Source organism: Corynebacterium sp. 335C (assembly GCF_053525695.1).
Genome location: NZ_JASTTB010000001.1, coordinates 382,620 through 402,537, shown reverse-complemented (window position 1 = coordinate 402,537; position 19,918 = coordinate 382,620). Strand labels below are relative to the sequence as shown.

Annotated in this window: 16 protein-coding genes and 1 pseudogene; 15 read left to right on the top strand and 2 right to left on the bottom strand. The window is 74.2% G+C overall.

The features are described from left to right. Nucleotides 1–15: 15 nt before the first annotated feature. Nucleotides 16–1,860, top strand: a complete 1,845-nt coding sequence (locus QQS41_RS01760) for a proline--tRNA ligase (protein WP_448850979.1) — start codon at nucleotides 16–18, stop codon at nucleotides 1,858–1,860. Between the two features lie 198 nt (nucleotides 1,861–2,058). On the opposite strand, the gene QQS41_RS01755 is transcribed toward QQS41_RS01760, so the two are convergent. Then, nucleotides 2,059–3,021, bottom strand: a complete 963-nt coding sequence (locus QQS41_RS01755) for a DUF4439 domain-containing protein (protein WP_448850978.1) — start codon at nucleotides 3,019–3,021, stop codon at nucleotides 2,059–2,061. A gap of 65 nt (nucleotides 3,022–3,086) precedes the next feature. Between QQS41_RS01755 and rimP the strand changes: the two genes are divergently transcribed. The 11 genes and pseudogenes from rimP (at nucleotide 3,087) to QQS41_RS01700 (ending at nucleotide 14,703) form a co-directional block, all read left to right on the top strand. Beyond that, entirely contained in the window at nucleotides 3,087–3,683 is a 597-nt protein-coding gene (rimP, locus tag QQS41_RS01750) for a ribosome maturation factor RimP (protein WP_448850977.1), read from the top strand. A 3-nt stretch (nucleotides 3,684–3,686) separates the two neighbouring features. Further along, the gene (gene nusA, locus QQS41_RS01745; RefSeq protein ID WP_448850976.1) at nucleotides 3,687–4,691 is read left to right on the top strand and encodes a transcription termination factor NusA; all 1,005 of its coding nucleotides are present in this window, start codon (nucleotides 3,687–3,689) and stop codon (nucleotides 4,689–4,691) included. A gap of 157 nt (nucleotides 4,692–4,848) precedes the next feature. Beyond that, nucleotides 4,849–5,205 (top strand): YlxR family protein, encoded by a 357-nt coding sequence (locus QQS41_RS01740; protein WP_448850975.1) that lies wholly within the window; start codon nucleotides 4,849–4,851, stop codon nucleotides 5,203–5,205. A gap of 124 nt (nucleotides 5,206–5,329) precedes the next feature. Continuing rightward, nucleotides 5,330–8,122 carry a translation initiation factor IF-2 gene (infB, locus tag QQS41_RS01735; RefSeq protein WP_448850974.1) on the top strand — a complete coding sequence of 931 codons (2,793 nt, stop codon included), beginning with the start codon at nucleotides 5,330–5,332 and terminating at the stop codon, nucleotides 8,120–8,122. Between the two features lie 393 nt (nucleotides 8,123–8,515). After that, nucleotides 8,516–8,962 carry a 30S ribosome-binding factor RbfA gene (rbfA, locus tag QQS41_RS01730; RefSeq protein ID WP_448850973.1) on the top strand — a complete coding sequence of 149 codons (447 nt, stop codon included), beginning with the start codon at nucleotides 8,516–8,518 and terminating at the stop codon, nucleotides 8,960–8,962. A gap of 4 nt (nucleotides 8,963–8,966) precedes the next feature. After that, nucleotides 8,967–10,079, top strand: a complete 1,113-nt coding sequence (locus QQS41_RS01725) for a DHH family phosphoesterase (protein WP_448850972.1) — start codon at nucleotides 8,967–8,969, stop codon at nucleotides 10,077–10,079. A gap of 131 nt (nucleotides 10,080–10,210) precedes the next feature. Further along, nucleotides 10,211–11,503 (top strand): MATE family efflux transporter, encoded by a 1,293-nt coding sequence (locus QQS41_RS01720; protein ID WP_448851937.1) that lies wholly within the window; start codon nucleotides 10,211–10,213, stop codon nucleotides 11,501–11,503. 346 nt (nucleotides 11,504–11,849) lie between these two features. Next, the gene (locus QQS41_RS01715) at nucleotides 11,850–12,677 is read left to right on the top strand and encodes a metallophosphoesterase family protein (RefSeq protein ID WP_448850971.1); all 828 of its coding nucleotides are present in this window, start codon (nucleotides 11,850–11,852) and stop codon (nucleotides 12,675–12,677) included. A 2-nt stretch (nucleotides 12,678–12,679) separates the two neighbouring features. Next, the gene (locus QQS41_RS01710) at nucleotides 12,680–13,324 is read left to right on the top strand and encodes a 4'-phosphopantetheinyl transferase family protein (protein ID WP_448850970.1); all 645 of its coding nucleotides are present in this window, start codon (nucleotides 12,680–12,682) and stop codon (nucleotides 13,322–13,324) included. 151 nt (nucleotides 13,325–13,475) lie between these two features. Beyond that, nucleotides 13,476–14,078, top strand: a pseudogene (locus QQS41_RS01705) (MFS transporter); the annotation flags it as partial. A gap of 19 nt (nucleotides 14,079–14,097) precedes the next feature. Further along, entirely contained in the window at nucleotides 14,098–14,703 is a 606-nt protein-coding gene (locus QQS41_RS01700; RefSeq protein ID WP_448850969.1) for a hypothetical protein, read from the top strand. On the opposite strand, the gene truB is transcribed toward QQS41_RS01700, so the two are convergent. Then, nucleotides 14,684–15,730, bottom strand: a complete 1,047-nt coding sequence (truB, locus tag QQS41_RS01695) for a tRNA pseudouridine(55) synthase TruB (protein ID WP_448850968.1) — start codon at nucleotides 15,728–15,730, stop codon at nucleotides 14,684–14,686. The two genes, QQS41_RS01700 and truB, sit on opposite strands and share 20 nt — an antisense overlap. Nucleotides 15,731–15,760: 30 nt before the next feature. Here truB and QQS41_RS01690 point away from each other — a divergent pair, with 30 nt between their 5' ends. The 3 genes from QQS41_RS01690 (at nucleotide 15,761) to QQS41_RS01680 (ending at nucleotide 19,914) form a co-directional block, all read left to right on the top strand. Beyond that, nucleotides 15,761–16,786, top strand: a complete 1,026-nt coding sequence (locus QQS41_RS01690; protein ID WP_448850967.1) for a bifunctional riboflavin kinase/FAD synthetase — start codon at nucleotides 15,761–15,763, stop codon at nucleotides 16,784–16,786. A gap of 280 nt (nucleotides 16,787–17,066) precedes the next feature. Beyond that, on the top strand, nucleotides 17,067–17,336 hold the full coding sequence (gene rpsO / locus QQS41_RS01685) for a 30S ribosomal protein S15 (protein ID WP_448850966.1): 270 nt from the start codon (nucleotides 17,067–17,069) through the stop codon (nucleotides 17,334–17,336). 328 nt (nucleotides 17,337–17,664) lie between these two features. Beyond that, complete coding sequence (locus QQS41_RS01680; RefSeq protein WP_448850965.1) at nucleotides 17,665–19,914, top strand: polyribonucleotide nucleotidyltransferase; 2,250 nt, start codon at nucleotides 17,665–17,667, stop codon at nucleotides 19,912–19,914. The last annotated feature ends 4 nt before the right edge of the window (nucleotides 19,915–19,918 follow it).

The following is a 19,918-nucleotide window of genomic DNA, read 5'->3' as shown; positions in this document are numbered from 1 at the left end:
GCTAGTATCCGGGGCATGATCACGCGAATGTCCCGGCTGTTCCTGCGCACCCTGCGCGAGGATCCGGCCGATGCCGAAGTTGCCAGCCACAAGCTCCTGGTCCGCGCGGGCTACATCCGCCGCGCGGCCCCCGGCGTCTACACGTGGCTGCCGCTGGGCCTGCGCGTGCTGCGCAACATCGAGAACATCGTGCGCGAGGAGATGGACGGCATCGGCGCGCAGGAGATCAGCCTGCCGGCGCTGCTGCCCCGCGAGCCCTACGAGGTCTCCAACCGCTGGACCGAGTACGGCGACAACCTGTTCCGCCTGAAGGACCGCAAGGACGCGGACTACCTGCTCGGCCCGACGCACGAGGAGATGTTCGCCCTGGCGGTGAAGGACCTGTACGCCTCGTACAAGGACCTGCCGGTCACGCTGTACCAGATCCAGACGAAGTACCGCGACGAGGAGCGCCCGCGCGCGGGCCTGCTGCGCGGCCGCGAGTTCACCATGAAGGACTCCTACTCCTTCGACATGGACGACGAGGGCCTCGAGGTGTCCTACCAGGCGCACCGCGGCGCCTACCGCCGCATCTTCGACCGCCTGGGCCTGGAGTACGCCATCTGCTCCGCCATGTCCGGCGCGATGGGCGGCTCCGCCTCCGAGGAGTTCCTGGCGGTCTCCGAGGCGGGCGAGGACACCTTCGTCCGCGCCACCGGCTCCGACTACGCCGCCAACGTCGAGGCCGTGACCACCCCGGCCCCGCCGGCGCAGCCCGTCGAGGGCAAGCCGGAGGCCGTCGTCCACGACACCCCGGACGCCGTCACCATCGACGCGCTGGTCGAGTGGGCGAACTCCGATGCCGCGAACCTGGACCGCGCCGTCGGCGCCTCCGACACCCTGAAGTGCATCATGCTGGCCGTGAAGTACCCCGCCGGCATGGTCCGCCCCGGCATGACGGACGATGAGGCGGCCGCCGAGCGCAAGCGGGCGGAGAAGGCCGCCAAGGAGGGCGTCGTCGCCGAGCCGGTCGAGGAGCTGCTGGGCGTGCTCATCCCGGGCGACCGCGAGGTCGACATGAAGCGCGTCGAGGCGGCCCTGGAGCCGGCGGAGCCCCGCCTGCTGGAGGACGCGGACTTCGCGAAGCACGACTTCCTGGTCAAGGGCTACATCGGCCCGAAGGGCCTGGCGGAGGCCGGCGTCCGCGTCCTGGCGGACCCGCGCATCGTCGAGGGCACCGCGTGGATCACCGGCGCCGACGCCCCGAACCAGCACGTCGTGGACATGGTCTGCGGCCGCGATTTCACCCCGGACGGCGTCATCGAGGCCGCGGAGATCCGCGAGGGCGACCCGTCGCCGGACGGGGAGGGCACCCTGACCCTGGCCCGCGGCATCGAGATCGGCCACATCTTCCAGCTGGGCCGCAAGTACACCGACGCCTTCGAGGTCGACCTGCTCGACGTCAACGGCAAGCGCGCCCGCCCGACGATGGGCTCCTACGGCATCGGCGTCTCCCGCCTGGTGGCCGTGCTGGCGGAGCAGCTGCACGACGAGGCGGGCCTGCGCTGGCCGGCGTCGGTGGCGCCGTTCCAGGTCCACGTCGTCATCGCGAACAAGGACGCCGCGGCCGGCGAGGCGGCGGAGAAGCTGGCGGAGGACCTGTCCGCCGCCGGCGTCGAGGTGCTGTTCGACGACCGCCCGAAGGTCAGCCCCGGCGTGAAGTTCAAGGACTCCGAGCTGCTGGGCATGCCGTACGTCGTGGTCGTGGGCCGCGGCTACGCCGACGGCGTGGTCGAGCTGCGCGACCGCATGGGCGGCGCGAAGGAGGAGATCGCGTACGACGGCGCCGTCGACGCGGTCCTGGAGCGCCTCCGCGGGTAGCGCGCGGGGTCCGCGCGCGTCGTCCGCCGGGTGCGGGTCGCGCGTGCGCGTGACGACGGCGGCCGCTCCGGCTCCCATCCCGGGAGCCGGGGCGGCCGCCGTCTTTCTTGGCGGGGAGCGGCCCGGGGCGGGGCAGCGGCCCGGTGCCGGGCGCGGCCGGGTGCGTGGGCGGCCCGGTGCGCGGGCGGCGCGGGCCGGTCAGCCGCCGAGGCCGGGTAGCGCGGCGGTGCCGTCGCCGGCGAAGACCGCCGCGCCGGCCTGGGAGAGGCCCGCCGCCTGCAGGGCGGCCAGGCGCAGCGCCGGGGTGCGGGAGCCGGCGAGCACGGCGCGCCACTTCTCGGCGGCGGTGCGCTCCAGGTGGCGGGCGAAGCCCGCGGCGTCGGCGTCGGGGTCGGGGGCGCCGGCGGCGACGGCGTAGCCGGGGGCCGCGGCGGGGACCTCCTCGCCGGCGTCCTCCAGCAGGGCGATGACGCGGTCGCGGAGGATGCGGTGCCGGTCGGCGGACGTGCCGGCGGAGACCCGGAGGTCGTCGGCGATGCGCGGGGCGGCGACGCCCATGCCGTAGACGAGCGCGTACTCGGCCTCCAGCGCCGCGGCCAGCAGGTCGGCGTCGTCGCCGGAGAGTCCCTCGCCGGATTCCGCTACGGCGGCGGCCGGGTCGGGCACCAGGTCCTCCCAGTCGACGTCGAGGGATCGCAGGGCCAGGACGATGCCGCCGTCGACGGCCGCCGCCAGCTCGCACTCGTAGGCGTCGCTCAGGGTGCGGCGGCCGTCGAGGGCGGTGAGCAGCGACGCGTGGCCCCGGGAGTCCGTCAGCTCGCCGACCGGGTCGCCGCCGGCGGGGGCGGGGGCGCCGGGGGCGTCGCCGCAGCCCTCGGGCCGCGTGCCATCTTCGCGGACGCCGCAGGAGCGGGTGATCTCCGCGCCCAGCGCCTCCGCATGGGCGAGGCGGACCTCGCCGGGATGGCCGGGGAGGACCGCGGAGTCGCGGGCGGCGAGGCCGCGCATGGCCTGCAGCGCGTCGTCGGCCTCCGGCAGGTGGAGCACCGAGCAGCCGCCCGCGCCGAGCAGCAGCACCGCCAGGCCCGCGCCGCCGGCGAGGACCCGGCGGCGGGTCGGCCGGCGGAGGGAGGGCTGGGGTGCGGGGCTCGGGTACGTCACGCGCCCCATGGTGCCACGCGGGCGCCGCCGCGGCGGGCGGGACCCGCCGCAGTAGGATCCGGCGCATGTCCTTCCCCAACGCAGATGCCATCGCCGACGTCATCGGCCCCGCCGTCGTCGCCCACCGCCTCGAGATCGAGGACGTGCAGGTCGCCCGCGCCGGCGCGAAGTCCCGCGTCACCGTCCTCGTCGACGGCGACGAGGCGCCGGACCTCGACCGCGTGGAGCTGGCCAGCGAGGACGTCTCCCGCGCGCTCGACGACGCGGAGGCCTCCGGCATGCTCGACTTCGGCCCCGGCTACGTGCTGGAGGTATCCACCCCGGGCGTCGGCCACCCGCTGACCGCCCCGCGGCACTGGCGGCGCAACCGCGGCCGCCTCGTCCGCGTGACGCTGGACGACGGCTCCGCGGCGATCGGGCGCATCGGCGCGCTCGACGACGCGGAGGAGAACGTGGCGTTCATCGAGGGGCCGGCGGCCAAGGCGGCGGCCGGGACGGTGAAGAAGGGCGCCCGCGTGTCGCAGAAGGTCTCGGTGCGCGCGCTGCCGCTTTCGTCCGTGGCGACGGCGGTGGTAGAAGTGGAGTTCACCCCGGCGCCCGAGGTCGAGACGGCGCCGGCGGAATCCGATTTCGATGCTGCCGTCCATCGGCTGGAGGAATGACAAGTGAAGATTGAGCTGGCGCCGCTGCGGGTCCTGGAGAAGGAGCAGGGCATCCCCGTCCCCGAGATGCTCGGGCTGGTCGCCCGCGCGCTGCGGCAGGCGTACGCGGAGTCCGACTCCCCGGCGCCCCACGCGCGGGTCGACATCGACCACGAGACGGGCGAGGCCATCGTCTTCGCGCAGGAGCGCGACGAGGAGGGCAACCTCATCGCCGAGTGGGACGACACGCCGGCCGACTTCGAGCGGGCCTCCGCCCACCGCGTGCGCCAGGCCATCCTGCAGCGCCTGAAGGACGCGGAGACGGACAAGGTGTTCGGCGAGTACGCCGACTACGCCAACCAGATCGTCTCCGGCGTCGTGCAGCGCGACGCCCGCGCCGAGGAGCGCGGGATCCACATCATCCACATCGGCTCCGAGGCCAACGGCCGCGACGGCATCCTCATGCCGGCCGAGCAGCTGCCGGGCGAGCGCCTGTCCCACGGCGACCGCGTGAAGTGCTACGTCGTCGGGGTCAACAAGACCTCCCGAGGCGTGTCCATCAACCTGTCGCGCACCCACCCGGAGCTCGTCCGCAAGCTCTTCGAGCTGGAGGTCCCGGAGGTCGCCGACGGCGCCGTCGCGCTGGTGTCCATCGCCCGCGAGGCCGGCCACCGCTCCAAGGTCGCGGTCCGCCCGGCGGTCAAGGGCCTCAACGCCAAGGGCGCCTGCATCGGCCCCCGCGGCCAGCGCGTCTCCAACGTCATGCGCGACCTGGCCGGAGAGAAGATCGACATCATCGACTGGGCCGAGGACCCGGCGGAGTTCGTCGGCAACGCCCTGGCCCCGGCGAAGGTCGTCTCCGTCGAGATCCTCGACGAGGAGGAGCGCCGCGCCCGCGTCGTCGTCCCGGGCTACCAGCTGTCGCTGGCCATCGGCCGCGAGGGGCAGAACGCGCGCCTCGCCGCCCGCCTGACGGGCTGGCGCATCGACATCCACGCCGACGACGAGGACGCCGACGGCGCCCTCTGACGCCCCGGCGGACCCCGCCCGCGGGGCCCTGACCGGCGCACCCGTCCGCCCGACCGCGACGCGCGGCCGGGCGGTTGGGATCCGCGGGCCTTTTCCGGTTAAGCTGGTGGACGGCCGACGAACGCCGATGCGATGGAAGGGGCGTGCCACGACGCGTATGACAGACACCGTCGACGCCATGCCGCGTCCCGTCGATCGCGTCCGCACCTGCATCGCCACCCGCACCCGCCGTCCGGAGCACGAGCTGCTCCGCGTCGTCGCGCGTGGCGAGGGGGACGACCTCCGCGTCGTCCCCGATCCGCGCCGGCGCATGCCGGGCCGCGGCGCATGGCTGACCCCCACCCTCGAGGCGTGGGAGCAGGCCGTGAAGCGCAGGGCGTTCGGCCGCGCACTGAAGGTGTCCGCCTCGGCGGACGCGGAACCGGTCAGGGAGCATCTGCTGGCCCTGCGGGCGTCCGGAGACGCCCGGGCCGGGGGAGACCCCGCCGGGGAACAGAACCGAAGGAAGACCTGAACACTGATGAGCACACGATGAAGCATCAGCGATGAACGGCAACCGATAAACGGGAGTCGGGTCACCTCGCGGCGCGCGACGCGCGTCGCCCGGGTGCGGCTCGACTCCACGAGTGAGGAGAGCAGTGTCCGGAAAGCTCCGTGTCCATGAGCTGGCGAAGCAGCTCGGGGTCACCAGCAAGGAACTCCTCGCCCAGCTGAAGGAGCAGGGCGAGTTCGTGAAGACGGCGTCGTCGACGGTGGAGCCCCCCGTCGTCCGCAAGATGAAGCAGTTCTACGCCGAGAAGTCGGGCGGCGACGCCGCCCCGGCCAAGGGCGGCGACAAGCCGGCCCCGGCGAAGAAGCCGCTGCCGAAGCCGGGCGAGAAGGTCGCCCCGGCGAAGGGCGGCGCCAAGCCCGGCGCCAAGCCCGCGGCGAAGCCGTCCCCGGCCGCGAAGCCGGCCGCCACCCCGGCCGACGCGGCGAAGCCCGCCGCGAAGCCGGGCGCCAAGCCCGCGCCGTCGCCGGCGCAGGCCGCCAAGCCGTCGCCGGCGGCGAAGCCGGGCGACAAGGGCCAGGGCAACGCCCCGCAGCAGCGCGGCGGCGGCCGCCCGGGCCCCGGCCCGAAGCCGGGCCCGAAGCCGGGCGCCCGCGCCCCGCGCGTGGCCAACAACCCGTTCTCGACGGGCGAGCGCCCCGCGCCGCGTCCGTCGAACATGCCGCGCCCGCAGGGCCGTCCCGGCGGCAAGCCGGGCCCGCGCCCGGGCGGCGGCCCGCGCCCGGGCGGCGGCCCGCGCCCGCAGGGCGGCGGCGCCAAGCAGGGCGCCGGCCGCGGCAAGCCGGGCGGCAACCGCCCGAGCCCCGCGATGATGCCGTCGCACCCGAGCCCCGGCCAGATGCCGGCGAAGTCCGCCTCCGGCGGCCCCGGCGGCCGCTTCGGCGGTCGCCGCGGTCCGGGTGGCCCGGGCGGCCCCGGCGGCGGTGGCCCGCGCGGCGGCCGCGGCGGTCGCCGCGGCGGCACCGCCGGCGCGTTCGGACGTCCGGGCGGCGCCCCGCGCCGCGGACGCAAGTCGAAGCGGCAGAAGCGGCACGAGTACGAGGCGATGAGCGCCCCGTCCGTCGTCGGCGGCGTCAAGCTGCCGAACGGCAAGGGCTCCACCATCCGCCTCGCGCGCGGCGCGTCCCTGTCCGACTTCGCGGAGAAGATCGGCACCGATCCGGCCTCGCTGGTCCAGGCCCTGTTCAACTTGGGCGAGATGGTCACCGCGACCGCGTCCGTCTCCGACGAGACCCTGCAGCTGCTGGGCGACGAGATGGACTACAAGGTCGAGGTCGTCTCCCCGGAGGACGAGGACCGCGAGCTGCTCGAGTCCTTCGACCTGCAGTTCGGCGAGGACGAGGGCGACGAGGACGATCTCGCGCACCGTCCCCCGGTGGTCACCGTCATGGGCCACGTCGACCACGGCAAGACCCGCCTGCTGGACACCATCCGCAAGGCGAACGTGGGCGGCGACGAGGCCGGCGGCATCACGCAGCACATCGGCGCCTACCAGGTCGACGTGGAGCTGGACGGCGAGGACCGCAAGGTCACGTTCCTGGACACCCCGGGCCACGAGGCGTTCACCGCCATGCGAGCCCGCGGCGCCCAGTCCACCGACATCGCGATCCTGGTCGTGGCGGCCGACGACGGCGTCATGCCGCAGACGGTCGAGGCGATCAACCACGCGAAGGCGGCCGACGTGCCGATCGTCGTCGCGGTCAACAAGATCGACAAGGAGGGCGCGTCCCCGGAGAAGATCCGCGGCCAGCTCACCGAGTACGGCCTGACCGACGAGGCGTGGGGCGGCGACACGATGTTCGTCGACATCTCCGCCAAGCAGGGCCAGAACATCGACCAGCTGCTGGAGGCCGTCCTGCTGACGGCCGACGCCAGCCTCGACCTGCGCGCCAACCCGGACATGGACGCCCAGGGCGTCGCCATCGAGGCGCACCTGGACCGCGGCCGCGGCCCGGTGGCCACGGTCATCGTCCAGCGCGGCACCCTGCGCGTCGGCGACTCCATCGTCGTCGGCGACGCCTACGGCCGCGTGCGCCGCATGGTCGACGAGTACGGCAACGACGTCGACGAGGCGGGCCCGTCCCGCCCCGTCCAGGTCCTGGGCCTCACCTCCGTGTGCGGCGCCGGCGACAACCTGCTGGTGGTCGACGAGGACCGCACGGCCCGCCAGATCGCGGACCGCCGCGACGCCCGCCGCCGCAACGCCATGCAGGCCCGCAACCGCAAGCGCGTGTCCCTGGAGAACCTGGACGAGGTGCTGAAGGAGACCAACACCCTCAACCTCATCCTCAAGGGCGACAACGCCGGCACGGTCGAGGCCCTGGAGGAGGCGCTGCTCAAGATCGAGGTGGACGACGAGGTCGCGCTGAACATCATCGACCGCGGCGTTGGCGCCGTCACCCAGACGAACGTCAACCTCGCCGCCGCGTCCGATGCCGTCATCATCGGCTTCAACGTCCGCTCCGAGGGCAAGGCCACCGAGGTCGCCTCCGCGGAGGGCGTGGACATCCGGTACTACACGGTCATCTACAAGGCGATCGAGGAAGTCGAGCAGGCCCTGCGCGGCATGCTCAAGCCGGTCTACGAGGAGCGCGAGGTGGGCAAGGCGGAGATCCGCGCCATCTTCAAGTCCTCCGCCGTCGGCCTCATCGCGGGCTGCATGGTCGAGTCCGGCAAGGTCCGCCGCAACGCGAAGGTCCGCCTGGTGCGCGACGGCAACGTCGTCGCCGACGCCGCGACCATCGAGTCGCTGCGCCGCGAGAAGGACGACGCCACCGAGGTGTCCGCCGGCTACGAGTGCGGCATGGTCCTGTCCTACCCGGACATCCAGGTCGACGACATCATCGAGGTCTACGAGCAGGTCGAGGTCCCGCGCACCTAGCGCACCGGACCGGCCCGCATCGCGGACCCACGTGGGGCACGGGCCCCGGCCCGCCGAATCCCCGACGAGGGGAGCGGCGGACCGGGGCCCGTCCGCGATCCCGCACGCCGTCCCGTCGTCACGCGGGGGACGCGGGGAACCCGCGGACCCCGCGCCCCGCACGCGGCGGCGGCCCCGCGCAGGCGGAGGGCGCCGTCGTCACGCGGGGCACCCCGCTCACGCGGCGCACGCGGAACGCCCCGCGCACGCGGCGCCTTTCCCCGGGCGGGCCCGGGGGATTATCATGCGAAGCGGGGGCATTGACGAGGGGGAGGAACGACAATCATGGTGAGCGGACGGCCGGAACCCCGGCCCGGGCCGCGAACCGCACATGGAAAGAAACGAGGGAGCGACATGGCCGACCCCGCACGCGCACGACGTCTGGCGAAGAGGATCCTGGAGATCGTCGCCACGGGCATCGAACGCGAGATCAAGGACCGCCGCCTGGAGCTGGTGACCATCACCGACTGCCGCGTCACCGGCGACCTGCACGACGCCACGGTCTACTACACGGTCCGCGGCCGGACGCTGGAGGATGAGCCCGACTGGGAGACCGCCCGCGAGGCCCTCGACCGCGCCCGCGGCCAGCTGCGCTCCATGGTGGGCCGCGGCACCGGCGTGCGCTACACCCCGACCCTGTCCTTCGAGGTCGACACCGTCCCCGCGGCGTCGGCGCACATGGAGGACCTGCTGGCGAAGGCCCGCGCCCGCGACGCGGAGCTGGCGGCGGCCGCCCGGGACGCCACGCCCGCCGGCGACGCTGACCCGTACCGCCACGACGACGAGGACGGGGAGGAGTAGCCGCATGCAGCCGACGACCCAGGTGGAGCACCAGCTGCAGCAGTCCATCAGCCGCCGCATGGGCGGCGCGATCCAGAAGGCCATCGACGCGCTGTCGGAGGCCCGCGAGGTCGCCGTCGTCTGCCACATCCACCCGGACGCCGACGCCATCGGCTCGGCCGCCGCGATGGTGATGGCGCTGCGGCAGCGCGGCATCCGCGCCGTCGCCTCCTACGGCGAGGACGCGCTGCCCGCGAAGTCGCTGCTGACCATCCCGGGCTGGGACTTCTTCGTCCCGCACGGGGAGATCCCGGCGTCGACGGACACGTGGGTGACCGTCGACTGCGCGTCGCTGGACCGCGTCGGCCTGCTGCGCGGCCGCATCGAGGCCGCCGACCGGGTCATCAACATCGACCACCACGACACCAACGAGCACTTCGGCACGGTCAACGTGGTCGACTTCGACGCGGAGTCCACGACGATGGTGGAGCTCGACCTGTTCGAGGTGTGGGGCATCAAGCTGACCCGCGACATGGCGCACGCGATGTACGCGGGCCTGCTGACGGACACGGTGAGCTTCCACTTCGGCCGCGCCCGCATGCACACCGCCGCCGCGCGGTTGCTGGGCACGGGCCTGGACCCGCGGACCATCGCGGCGCAGCTGCTGGAGGGCCACCCGTTCGAGTACCTGCCCTTCCTCGGCCGCGTCATGGCGACGGCCGGCCGGGACGAGTCGTGGGGCGGCGGCGCCGGCCTGGTCCACGTCACCGTGGCGCACGACATGATGGCCGACGTCGGCCACGACGAGGTCGAGGCGGTCGTCAACGTCGTCCGCACGACCGCCGGCGGCGACGTCAGCGCGATCCTCAAGGAGTACGAGCCGGGCCGCTGGCGGGTGTCGCTGCGCTCCCGCGAGCTCGTCGACGTCTCCCAGGTCGCCTCCGCCCTCGGCGGCGGCGGGCACGTCCGCCGCGCGGGGCTCACCCACCGCGGCACCGCCGACGACGCGCTGTCGGCGCTGCTCGGCGTCTCGGAGGTCGCCGAGGCCTCCCGCGACGAGGAGGCGGAGCTTCGCCGCGCCCTGGCCGCCGACGCGGCCGAGGCGGAGGCGCCGCGCCACGCCCGCGGTCGCGCGTGAGCGCCGCGGAGGGCAACCGGTCCGCGGGGGAGCGGGACGCCGGGTCGCCGGAGGCGTCCGGCGCCGCGAAGGTCGGCGCGTCGCCCGCGGAAGCGCGTGACGACGGCGCCCGCCGCGGCCCCGCGCCCACGGTGACCGCCGGGCGCATCCTCGGCCTGGCGCTGCCGGCGCTGGGCGTGCTGTCGGCGGCGCCGCTGTACCTGCTGCTGGACACCGCCGTCGTCGGCCGCCTCGGCGCCACGGCGCTGGCGGCGCTGGCGGCGGGCACGACCATCCAGGCGATGGTCACCTCCCAGCTGACGTTTCTCGCCTACGGCACGACAGCGCGCGCGTCGCGGGCCTACGGGCGCGGCGACGTCCGCGGCGCCGTCGTCGAGGGCGTGCAGTCGACGTGGGTGGCCGTCGCCGTCGGCGCCGTCATCACCGCCGTCCTGCAGATCTTCGCGGGCGTGTTCACCCGCTGGCTGGCCCCGGTGGGGTCGGTGTCGGCGGAGGCGGCCGACTGGCTGCGCGTCGCGTCGCTGTCGGTGCCGCTGCTGCTCATCGTGCAGGCCGGCAACGGCTGGCTGCGCGGGCTGCAGAACACGCGGAGGCCCCTGGCGTTCGTGCTGGCCGGCGTCATCCCGGCCGCGGCGTCGGTGGTGCCGCTGGTGAAGGTCATGGGCCTGGTCGGCTCGGCGTGGGCGAACGTGCTGGGCGCGTCCATCACCGCCGTCTGCTTCGTCGTCCAGCTCCTGGTGACCTCCCGGCGCATGGACGTGGGCGCGCGGCCGCAGCCGCGGCTCATCGGCCGCCAGCTGGCGCTGGGCCGCGATCTCATCCTGCGGTCGCTGTCGTTCCAGGTGGCGTTCCTGTCGGCCGCCGCGGTCGCCGGGCGCATCGGCCCCGCGGAGCTCGGCGCCCACCAGGTGCAGCTGCAGCTGTGGAACTTCCTGTCGCTGGTGCTCGATTCGCTGGCGATCGCGGCGCAGACGCTCGTGGGCTCCGCGCTCGGCGCGGGCTCGGCGGCGGTCGCGCGGGCGACCGGCCGGCGGGTCATCGCGTGGTCGACGGCCTTCGCGGCGATCCTCGCCGCCGTCTTCGCCGTCGGGCACATCGCCATCCCGCGCCTGTTCACCGACGACCCGGCGGTGCTGGACGCCCTGGCCGGCGGCTCCTGGTGGCTGCTGGTGGTGATGATCCCGCTCGGCGGCGTCGTCTTCGCCGTCGACGGGGTGCTGCTCGGCGCCGGCGACGCGGCGTACCTGCGCAACATCTCCATCGCCGCCGTCGTCATCGGCTTCCTGCCGCCGGTGTGGCTCACCCCGGTGTTCGGCTGGGGTCTCCCCGGCGTGTGGTGGGGCCTGACGTGCTTCATCCTCGTCCGCCTCGTCTTCGTCGCCTGGCGCTTCCGCGGCGACGCGTGGGCGCGGCGCGACGGCTGAGGCTCTGGCGCGACGGTTGAGGCGCCGGCGCGGCGGTTGAGGCGCCGGCGCGGCGGCCGGGGCCGGCTCCAGCGGCCGGAGCCGTGCCCTCGGGCCGGGCGTCGCCGGCGACCGCCCGCATCGCACCCCGGGCGGGTGCGGCGCGGGCGGTTCTTTTCGTCCCCCAATCTGGTGCGGCGGGGAACCGTGTGACTAAAGTTGCGTGAGTGTCGCCCGTGAGCGTCGTCACGTCACCGCGCGCCGGAATCCGCGATGAATCCGCGCTGAAACCGTGACGTTTCCGTGACCTATGGCGATGCACCGGTTGAGCGCCGGGACCGTCCCGGCGCCGTGGAAAGGGGAGCGCATGGCCGACGCAGGCGCCGAGCCGTCCGCCCCCGTCCGCACGCTGTGGGCCGTCTCCGACCTTCACGTCGCCGTCCGGGCCAACCGGCCCGTCGTCGCGGAGCTGGCTCCCCGCCACCCGCGCGACTGGCTCATCGTCGCCGGCGACGTCGCGGAGCGCCCCGAGCTGGTCCTGCGCACCCTCGGCGAACTCGCCGACCGCTTCGAGCGGGTCATCTGGACCCCGGGCAACCACGAGATGTTCTGCCGCGGCACCGACCGCCACACGGGGGAGGACCGCTACCGGCAGCTCGTCGACGGGGCGCGCGCCCTCGGCGTCGTCACGCCCGAGGACCCGTACCCGGAGTTCGCCGGCGTCACCATCTGCCCGCTGTTCACGCTGTACGACTACACGTGGCGCCCCGTCGGCCTCTCCGTCGACGAGGCGGTCGCCGCGGCGGCCGACGCCGGGGTGATGATGACCGACGAGTTCGCCATCCGCCCCTTCGAGGAGCCGGCCGCCTGGTGCCGCCGGCGCCTCGCTGAAACGGTGCGCCGCCTGTCGCACGTGCGCGCCCCCGTCATCCTGGTCAACCACTGGCCCCTGGTGCGGGAGGCCCTCGAGGGCCTCGCCGCCCCGCAGCTCGCCCTGTGGGCGGGCACCCGCCACACGCAGCATTGGCCGGAGCGCTACGGCGCCGTCGCCGTCGTCTACGGCCACCTGCACATGCCGCGCGACTTCACCGTCGCCGGCGTCCGACACGTCGAGGTCAGCCTCGGGTACCCGCGGGAGTGGCAGCGCCACCCCGAGGACCGGGCCTGGCCGGTTCCCGTCCTGGAGGATCGATGACCGTGCTCACCAAGTCCATGCTCCCCGCGCACTCCGCGTACCACCAGATGTGGACGTCCGGCTCGTGCCTGGAGCGCTACGATGCGCTGGACCCGCGGGAGCGCTCGCTCGTCTCCGGCGCCGTTGATCAGCGCAAGGCCGAGTTCGGGGACGCCCGCTGGTGCGCGCACCGCGCCATCGAGGAGCTGACCGGGGCCCCGTCGCGCGAGCCGATCCTCCGCGGCGAGCGCGGCATGCCGCTGTGGCCGGAGGAGGTCACCGGCTCCATGACCCACACCGACGGCTTCCGCGCAGCCGTCGTCGCCCCGCGCCTGCTCGTGCGCTCCATCGGCGTCGACGCGGAGGTCGCCGAGCCGCTGCCGCGCGGTGTGCTGGAGTCCATCGCCGAGCCGCGGGAGCTCGACGCCATCGAACGGTGCGGCCTCGACTGCGCCGACCGCCTGCTGTTCTGCGCGAAGGAGGCGACGTACAAGGCGTGGTTCCCCGTCACCGGCCGGTGGCTGGGCTTCGAGGACGCCGACGTCGACCTGCGCCCCGACGGCACCTTCATCAGCCGCATCCTCCTCAATCCCACGCCGATGCCGTTCATCGAGGGGCACTGGACCCTCGAGGGCGGGTACGTCATCGCCACCGCCGTCGTGCGGTAGCGCCCGCGTCCGCGTGCGGCGGCGCCTGCTCCCGGGTGCGGTGACGCCTGCACCCGCGTGCAGCGGCTCCGCCGCCTGGGCCGGCGGATCGCCCCGGGGCGCTTTCGCCGGTTCCGCGGCGCACCGCCGCGTCCCCTGATGCAATGGGCCCATGCTGACCCCCGACGGCTTCCGGACGCTGCGGCTGCTGTCGGTCCTCAACATGGCCGGCGGCGGCGTGATGACCGCGACGTACCCGCTGTTCCTCCTGGTGCACGCCGGCGTCGACGCCGCGGCAATCGGCGCCGTCATCGCCGCCGGCACGCTGGCGGGCGCGCTGCTGTCGCCCGCCGGCGGGGCGCTGGTCGACCGGTTCGGCCCGAAGCATCCCATGGCCTGGGGCAACATCGCGTTCGGCGCCGCGACCGCCCCGCTCATCTGGATCACCCAGCCGGCCGCCGTCGCGGCCCTGCTCGCCATCGGCGGCGCGGCCATGATCGGCAACGCGCCCGCCTGCAGCCGCTGCGCCGCCGCGACGGAGGGCCTCACCGCATCCGCGGCGCGGTCGAAGCTGCGGGCGGCCGCCCAGCTCGGCCTGGCGGTGGGCACCGCCGCCGGCACGGCGGTGCTCCTCGTCGACGAGCCCGGCTGGTACCGGGCGGCCATCGCCGTCAACGCGGCCACGAGCGTCGTCGCCGGCGTCGTCATGCTGGTGACGCTGCCCGTGCTCTCCGGAGCCCGCCGGCGGGGGGGGGGGGGGGAGGACCGGCGTCGCGGACGTACTGCGCGGGCTCGTGCCGCCGCGGGCCATCCTCGCCAACGGCCGCTTCCTCTCGCTGGCGGTGCTGCTGGCCGTGGCGGCCGGCCTGCTCATGGCCTTCGGCACGGGGCTGTCGCTCGCCCTGGAGGCGTCCCCGGTCCTGCCCGCCGCGGCCTTCCCCGCGTTCACGCTGGTCTTCATCGCCGCGACGACCGTCGCCCACGAGGCGACCGCGAAGATGAGCCTCGCCGGCCGCGTGCCCGGCGTCGGCGCCGCGGGAGCGGGCATCATCGCCGCCGCACTGGCCGCCGCGGGCGCGGGATGCTTCGCCATCGCCCATCCGGTGGCGGCGGGGACGGTCGTCGTCCTCGCCCACCTGGCGGCCGCGGCCGGGCAGGCGCTCCTGCTGTCCGCCTACCGGGAGGCGTCGTACCCGCTGCGGTCGGAGGAGCTCCAGGGCGGGTACGAGGCGTGCGAGGTCGCCATGCGCGGGGGACTGCTCATGGTGGTCCTGCCCGCCGTCACCGCGGCCGCCGTCGGCGGAGCGGCGGGGTGGCTCGCGCTGGCCGCGGCGATGGCGGTCGCGGCGGCTGCCTTGTGCGTCCTGCTGCGTCGGGCCGCTACAGGGTCGAGGGCCTGACGACGAAGACCGTCTTGGCCCGCTTGCCGGACTCCGTGATGAGGGCCGGCACGCGCCCGTCCGGCGTGCGCGCCGCATGGACGCCCTTCAGCCCGGCGGGCTCCAGCCACTTGCCCATGGACAGGGCCGCGCCCTCCTCCGCCGTGATGTCGCGGACGGGGAAGCAGCGCACGCACGCCTCGTCCAGGCCGAGCGCACGGTCGAGGGCGGTCGGATTCAGCGGGGCGTCCGCCTCCTCGCGCAGGCGCAGCAGCTCGTCGAGCTCGATGGCGTCGTCGACGGTGAACGGTCCGGCGGCGGTGCGGCGCAGCACGGTGACGTGCCCGCCGACGCCCAGGGCGGCGCCCAGATCGCGGGCCAGCGAGCGGATGAACGTGCCGGCGGAGCAGTCGACCTCGACGTCGACGTCGATCCAGGGCCCGGCCTCCGCCGAGGTCCCGCCGCCGGGTGCCGCGTCCACGTCGGCGGCTTCGCCGGCACCCTCCGCGCCGCCCGCGACGCGCCGGATGCCCAGCACGTCGAAACGCGACACCGTGACCGGTCGGGCGGGGATCTCGACGTGCTCGCCGCGGCGGATGCGCTCGTGGGCGCGGACGCCGTCGATCTTCACCGCGGACACCGCCGCCGGCACCTGCATGATGTCGCCGGTGAGATCCGCGACGCCGGCGCGGATCGCCTCGTCCGTCACCGCCACCACGTCCTCCGCGGCGGCCCGCGACAGCACCTCTCCGGCGGCGTCGTCGGTCAGCGTCGACGCGCCCAGGCGGATGGTCGCGGAGTACGACTTCGCGTCGGCGTGGACGTGCGGCAGGAAGCGGGTGCCGCGGTTCAGCCCCAGCACCAGGACGCCCGTCGCGTCCGGGTCGAGGGTGCCGGAGTGCCCGACCTTCCGGGTCCCGAAGACGCGACGCAGGCGGCCGACGACGTCGTGGCTGGTCATGCCCGCGGGCTTGTCGACGACGATGACGGCCGAGTCCGCGATCGGGTCGCCGGACGCGGCGGCGGGACGGGAGGGGAGGTCGTTCATGTGCGCATCGTATGTCGTATCGTTGCCCCCGTGGACAACGACTACGGCGACGGCACCCTCGGCGGCTACTGGCACGGACTCGACGCGATCCCCGCGGACCTCGGTCCGACGGTGGCGACCATCGGCGTGTTCGACGGCATCCACCGCGGCCACCGCAGCCTCATCGACTCGGCGGTCGCCGACGCCCGCACCCGCGGCGTCCCGGCCGTGCTCATCACCCTCGACCCCAACCCGAAGGCCCTGTTCGCCCCGGACAAGGCCCCGGCCCGCCTGACCGACCTGCCGACCCGCGCGGAGCTCGCCCGCGCCGCCGGCGTCGACCACGTCCTGGTCCTGCCGTTCACCCGGGAGCTCGCCGCGATGGCGCCGGAGGAGTTCGTCCGCGTCGTCCTGCACGACGCGCTCGACGCCCGCGCCGTCCACGTCGGGGAGAACTTCACCTACGGCCACAAGGCCGCGGGCACCGCGGAGACGCTGCCCGCCCACTGCGCGGAGCACGGCATCGGCGCCGTCGTCGTCGAGCTGCTGGAGGAGGGCGGCGGGGAGCGCGTGAGCTCCACCCGCGTCCGGGAGCTGCTGGCCGCCGGCGACGTCGCGGCGGCCGCCGACCTGCTCGGCCACCCGTACATGCTCTCCGGCGAGGTCGTGCGCGGCCAGGGCCGCGGCGGCTCCCAGCTGGGCTTCCCGACCGCCAACCTGGGCTTCGACCCGGAGGTCGCCGTGCCCGCCGACGGCGTCTACGCCTGCCGCTTCCGCGTCACCGCCGGCGCCGATCGCGCCGACGCCGACCCGGACGGCGACATGGAGCTCGGCGCCTGGTACCCGGCGGCGACGTCCGTCGGCACCAACACCACCTTCGGCGACACCGCCCGCACCGTCGAGGCCCACGTCATCGGCCGCGACGCCGACCTCTACGGCCTGCAGGGCTGCCTGGAGTTCGTCGGCCGCATCCGCGGCATGGTCACCTTCGACGGCGCCGAGGCGCTCATCGAGCGCATGCACGTCGACGTCGACGAGGCGCTCGAGATGCTCGGCGAGCCGCCGCTGCGGCGCTGACGCGCGCAACCCCGGCACGCGCCGCAGCCCGCCGCGCGGGCTCCCCGGGCGGCGCCCGGCCGGGCCGCCGGATCGGGGCGTCGTCACGCGGGGGAGCGGAACCACCCGCCCGCCGCGACGCGTGGTGCGGCGGCGATTGGGGGAAACGGGGCGGCACCTGGTAGCCTGTCCCTTCGGTCGCGACCGTGGTCCACGTCGGTCGCGCATCGCCCCGCCCGCGGGGCACGGAGAGTGGACTGAGACAACCACCACAACGCAACATCGAGAGAAGGAGACGCGCATGGCGCTGTCCGCCCAGGAGAAGTCCGACATCCTCAAGGAGTTCGGCCTGCACGAGACCGACACCGGTTCGCCGGAGGCCCAGGTCGCGCTGCTGACCACCCGCATCCGTCAGCTGACGGAGCACCTGAAGTTCCACAAGCACGACCACCACTCCCGCCGTGGCCTGCTGCTGCTGGTCGGCCGCCGCAAGGGCCTGCTGAAGTACCTGCAGGACAACGACGTCAACCGCTACCGCTCCCTCATCGAGCGCCTGGGCCTGCGCCGCTAGGTTCAGCGTGACGACGGCCGCCTCCCCGCGGGGAGCGCGGCGAGCGGAGGGCCCGCCCGGAATGATTCCGGGCGGGCCCTCCGCCGATCCGGGGCATGCGGCCCGGCCGCGCGGTGACGGCGGCGCGGCGGGGAGGGGAGCCGTGCGGGAGGGGCGCCGACGGTGACGCGCGCCGCGGTGACGGAGCCCACGGGCGGCGGGGGGCGCGCCGGATGGCCGTGGCCCACCTGCGCTGATAGGCTGGCCGGGATGTCCCGAGACGAGAGGAACGGGCGGCAACGATGATCGCCCTGGGGACACGACTACCGAAAGACGTGGTTACCACCGCATGAGCGACAACAACCAGTACGACGAGGACTACGACGACATCGTCGAGGCCGTCGCCGTGATCGACAACGGCGACTTCGGCACCCGCGAGGTGCGCTTCGAGACGGGCCAGCTGGCCCTGCAGGCGGACGGCTCCGTCACCGCCTACCTGGACGACGAGACCATGATGCTCGCCACCACCTGCGCGTCCAACAAGCCGCGCGAGGGCTTCGACTTCTTCCCGCTGACGGTGGACGTCGAGGAGCGGATGTACGCCGCCGGCCGCATCCCCGGCTCCTTCTTCCGCCGCGAGGGCCGCCCCTCCACCGACGCCATCCTGGCGTGCCGCCTGATCGACCGCCCGCTGCGCCCGACCTTCACCAAGGGCCTGCGCAACGAGGTGCAGATCATCATCACCGTCATGTCCCTCGACCCGAAGGACATGTACGACGTGGTGGCCATCAACGCCGCCTCCGCCGCCACCCAGCTGTCCGGCCTGCCGGTCTCCGGCCCGGTCGGCGGCGTCCGCATGGCGCTCGTCGCCGACGACGCCCACCCGAAGGGCGAGTGGGTCGCGTTCCCGACCCGCGAGCAGCACGAGAACGCGCTGTTCGAGATCGTCGTCGCCGGCCGCCTGACCGGCGAGGCGAAGGGCAAGGACAAGGGCCGCGGTAAGAAGAGGGACGACGTCGCCATCATGATGGTGGAGGCCGGCGCGACCGAGCAGGTCGCCGACCTCGTCGCCGAGGGTCGCCCGGCCCCGACCGAGTCCGTCGTCGCCTCCGGCCTGGAGGCCGCGAAGCCGCACATCGCCGCCCTCTGCCGCGCGCAGCAGGAGCTGGCCGACGAGGCCGCGCAGGACGTCCGCGACTTCGAGCTGTTCCCGCCGTACAACGACGACGTGTACGCGTCCGTCGAGTCCGAGTGCCGCGACCGCCTGGCCAAGCTGCTGAAGCTGCCGGGCAAGCTGGAGCGCGACGAGGCGACCAACGAGTACATGGCGGAGATCGTCGACAAGCTCTCCGAGGAGTTCCCGGAGCGCGAGAAGGAGATCGCCAACGCCTACAACGCGGTGATGAAGTCCATCGTGCGGAACATGATCCTCACCGAGGGCTTCCGCATCGACGGCCGCTCCACCACCGCCATCCGCGACCTGGGCGTCGAGGTCGAGCTCATCCCGCGGGCCCACGGTTCCGCCCTGTTCGAGCGCGGCGAGACCCAGATCCTGGGCGTCACCACGCTGGACATGATGAAGATGGAGCAGCAGATCGACTCGCTCGGCCCGGTCGATCACAAGCGCTACATGCACCACTACAACTTCCCGCCGTACTCCACTGGCGAGACCGGCCGCGTCGGCTCCCCGAAGCGCCGCGAGATCGGCCACGGCGCGCTCGCCGAGCGCGCCCTGCTGCCGGTGCTGCCGTCGCGCGAGGAGTTCCCGTACGCCATCCGCCAGGTCTCCGAGGCGCTGGGCTCCAACGGCTCCACCTCCATGGGCTCCGTCTGCGCCTCCACCCTGTCGCTGCTCAACGCCGGCGTGCCGCTGAAGGCGCCGGTCGCGGGCATCGCGATGGGCCTGGTGTCCGGCGAGGTCGACGGCGAGACGAAGTACGTCGCGCTGACCGACATCCTGGGCGCGGAGGACGCGTTCGGCGACATGGACTTCAAGGTCGCCGGCACCTCCGAGTACGTCACGGCGCTGCAGCTGGACACCAAGCTCGACGGCATCCCGTCCGAGGTCCTGGCGAAGGCGCTGGAGCAGGCCCGCGACGCGCGCCTGACCATCCTGGACACGATGGCCGAGGCCATCGACGGCCCGGACGAGATGAGCCCGCTGGCCCCGAAGATCACCGCGATCTCCATCCCGGTGTCGAAGATCGGCGAGGTCATCGGCCCGAAGGGCAAGATCATCAACGGCATCACGGAGGAGACCGGCGCCGACGTGTCCATCGAGGACGACGGCACCATCTACGTCTCCGCCGCCAACGGCGAGGCCGCCGACGCCGCGATCGAGAGGATCAACGCCATCGCCAACCCGCAGCTGCCGAAGGTCGGCGAGCGCTACCTGGGCACCGTCGTCAAGACGACCGCGTTCGGCGCGTTCGTGTCCCTGGTGCCGGGCCGCGACGGCCTGGTCCACATCTCCAAGCTGGGCGACGGCAAGCGCATCGACAAGGTCGAGGACGTCGTGACCGTCGGCGACAAGCTGCAGGTCGAGATCGCGGATATCGACAACCGCGGCAAGATCTCGCTGGTCCCGGTCAAGGAGTAGCGTC

Coding starts and splice junctions, on each gene's coding strand:
- QQS41_RS01715 (WP_448850971.1), top strand. CDS start 11,850: ATGGCCGACGCAGGCGCCGAGCCGTCCGCCCCCGTCCGCACGCTGTGG.
- QQS41_RS01725 (WP_448850972.1), top strand. CDS start 8,967: ATGCAGCCGACGACCCAGGTGGAGCACCAGCTGCAGCAGTCCATCAGC.
- rimP (WP_448850977.1), top strand. CDS start 3,087: ATGTCCTTCCCCAACGCAGATGCCATCGCCGACGTCATCGGCCCCGCC.
- QQS41_RS01680 (WP_448850965.1), top strand. CDS start 17,665: ATGAGCGACAACAACCAGTACGACGAGGACTACGACGACATCGTCGAG.
- QQS41_RS01740 (WP_448850975.1), top strand. CDS start 4,849: ATGACAGACACCGTCGACGCCATGCCGCGTCCCGTCGATCGCGTCCGC.
- rpsO (WP_448850966.1), top strand. CDS start 17,067: ATGGCGCTGTCCGCCCAGGAGAAGTCCGACATCCTCAAGGAGTTCGGC.
- truB (WP_448850968.1), bottom strand. CDS start 15,730: ATGAACGACCTCCCCTCCCGTCCCGCCGCCGCGTCCGGCGACCCGATC.
- QQS41_RS01760 (WP_448850979.1), top strand. CDS start 16: ATGATCACGCGAATGTCCCGGCTGTTCCTGCGCACCCTGCGCGAGGAT.
- rbfA (WP_448850973.1), top strand. CDS start 8,516: ATGGCCGACCCCGCACGCGCACGACGTCTGGCGAAGAGGATCCTGGAG.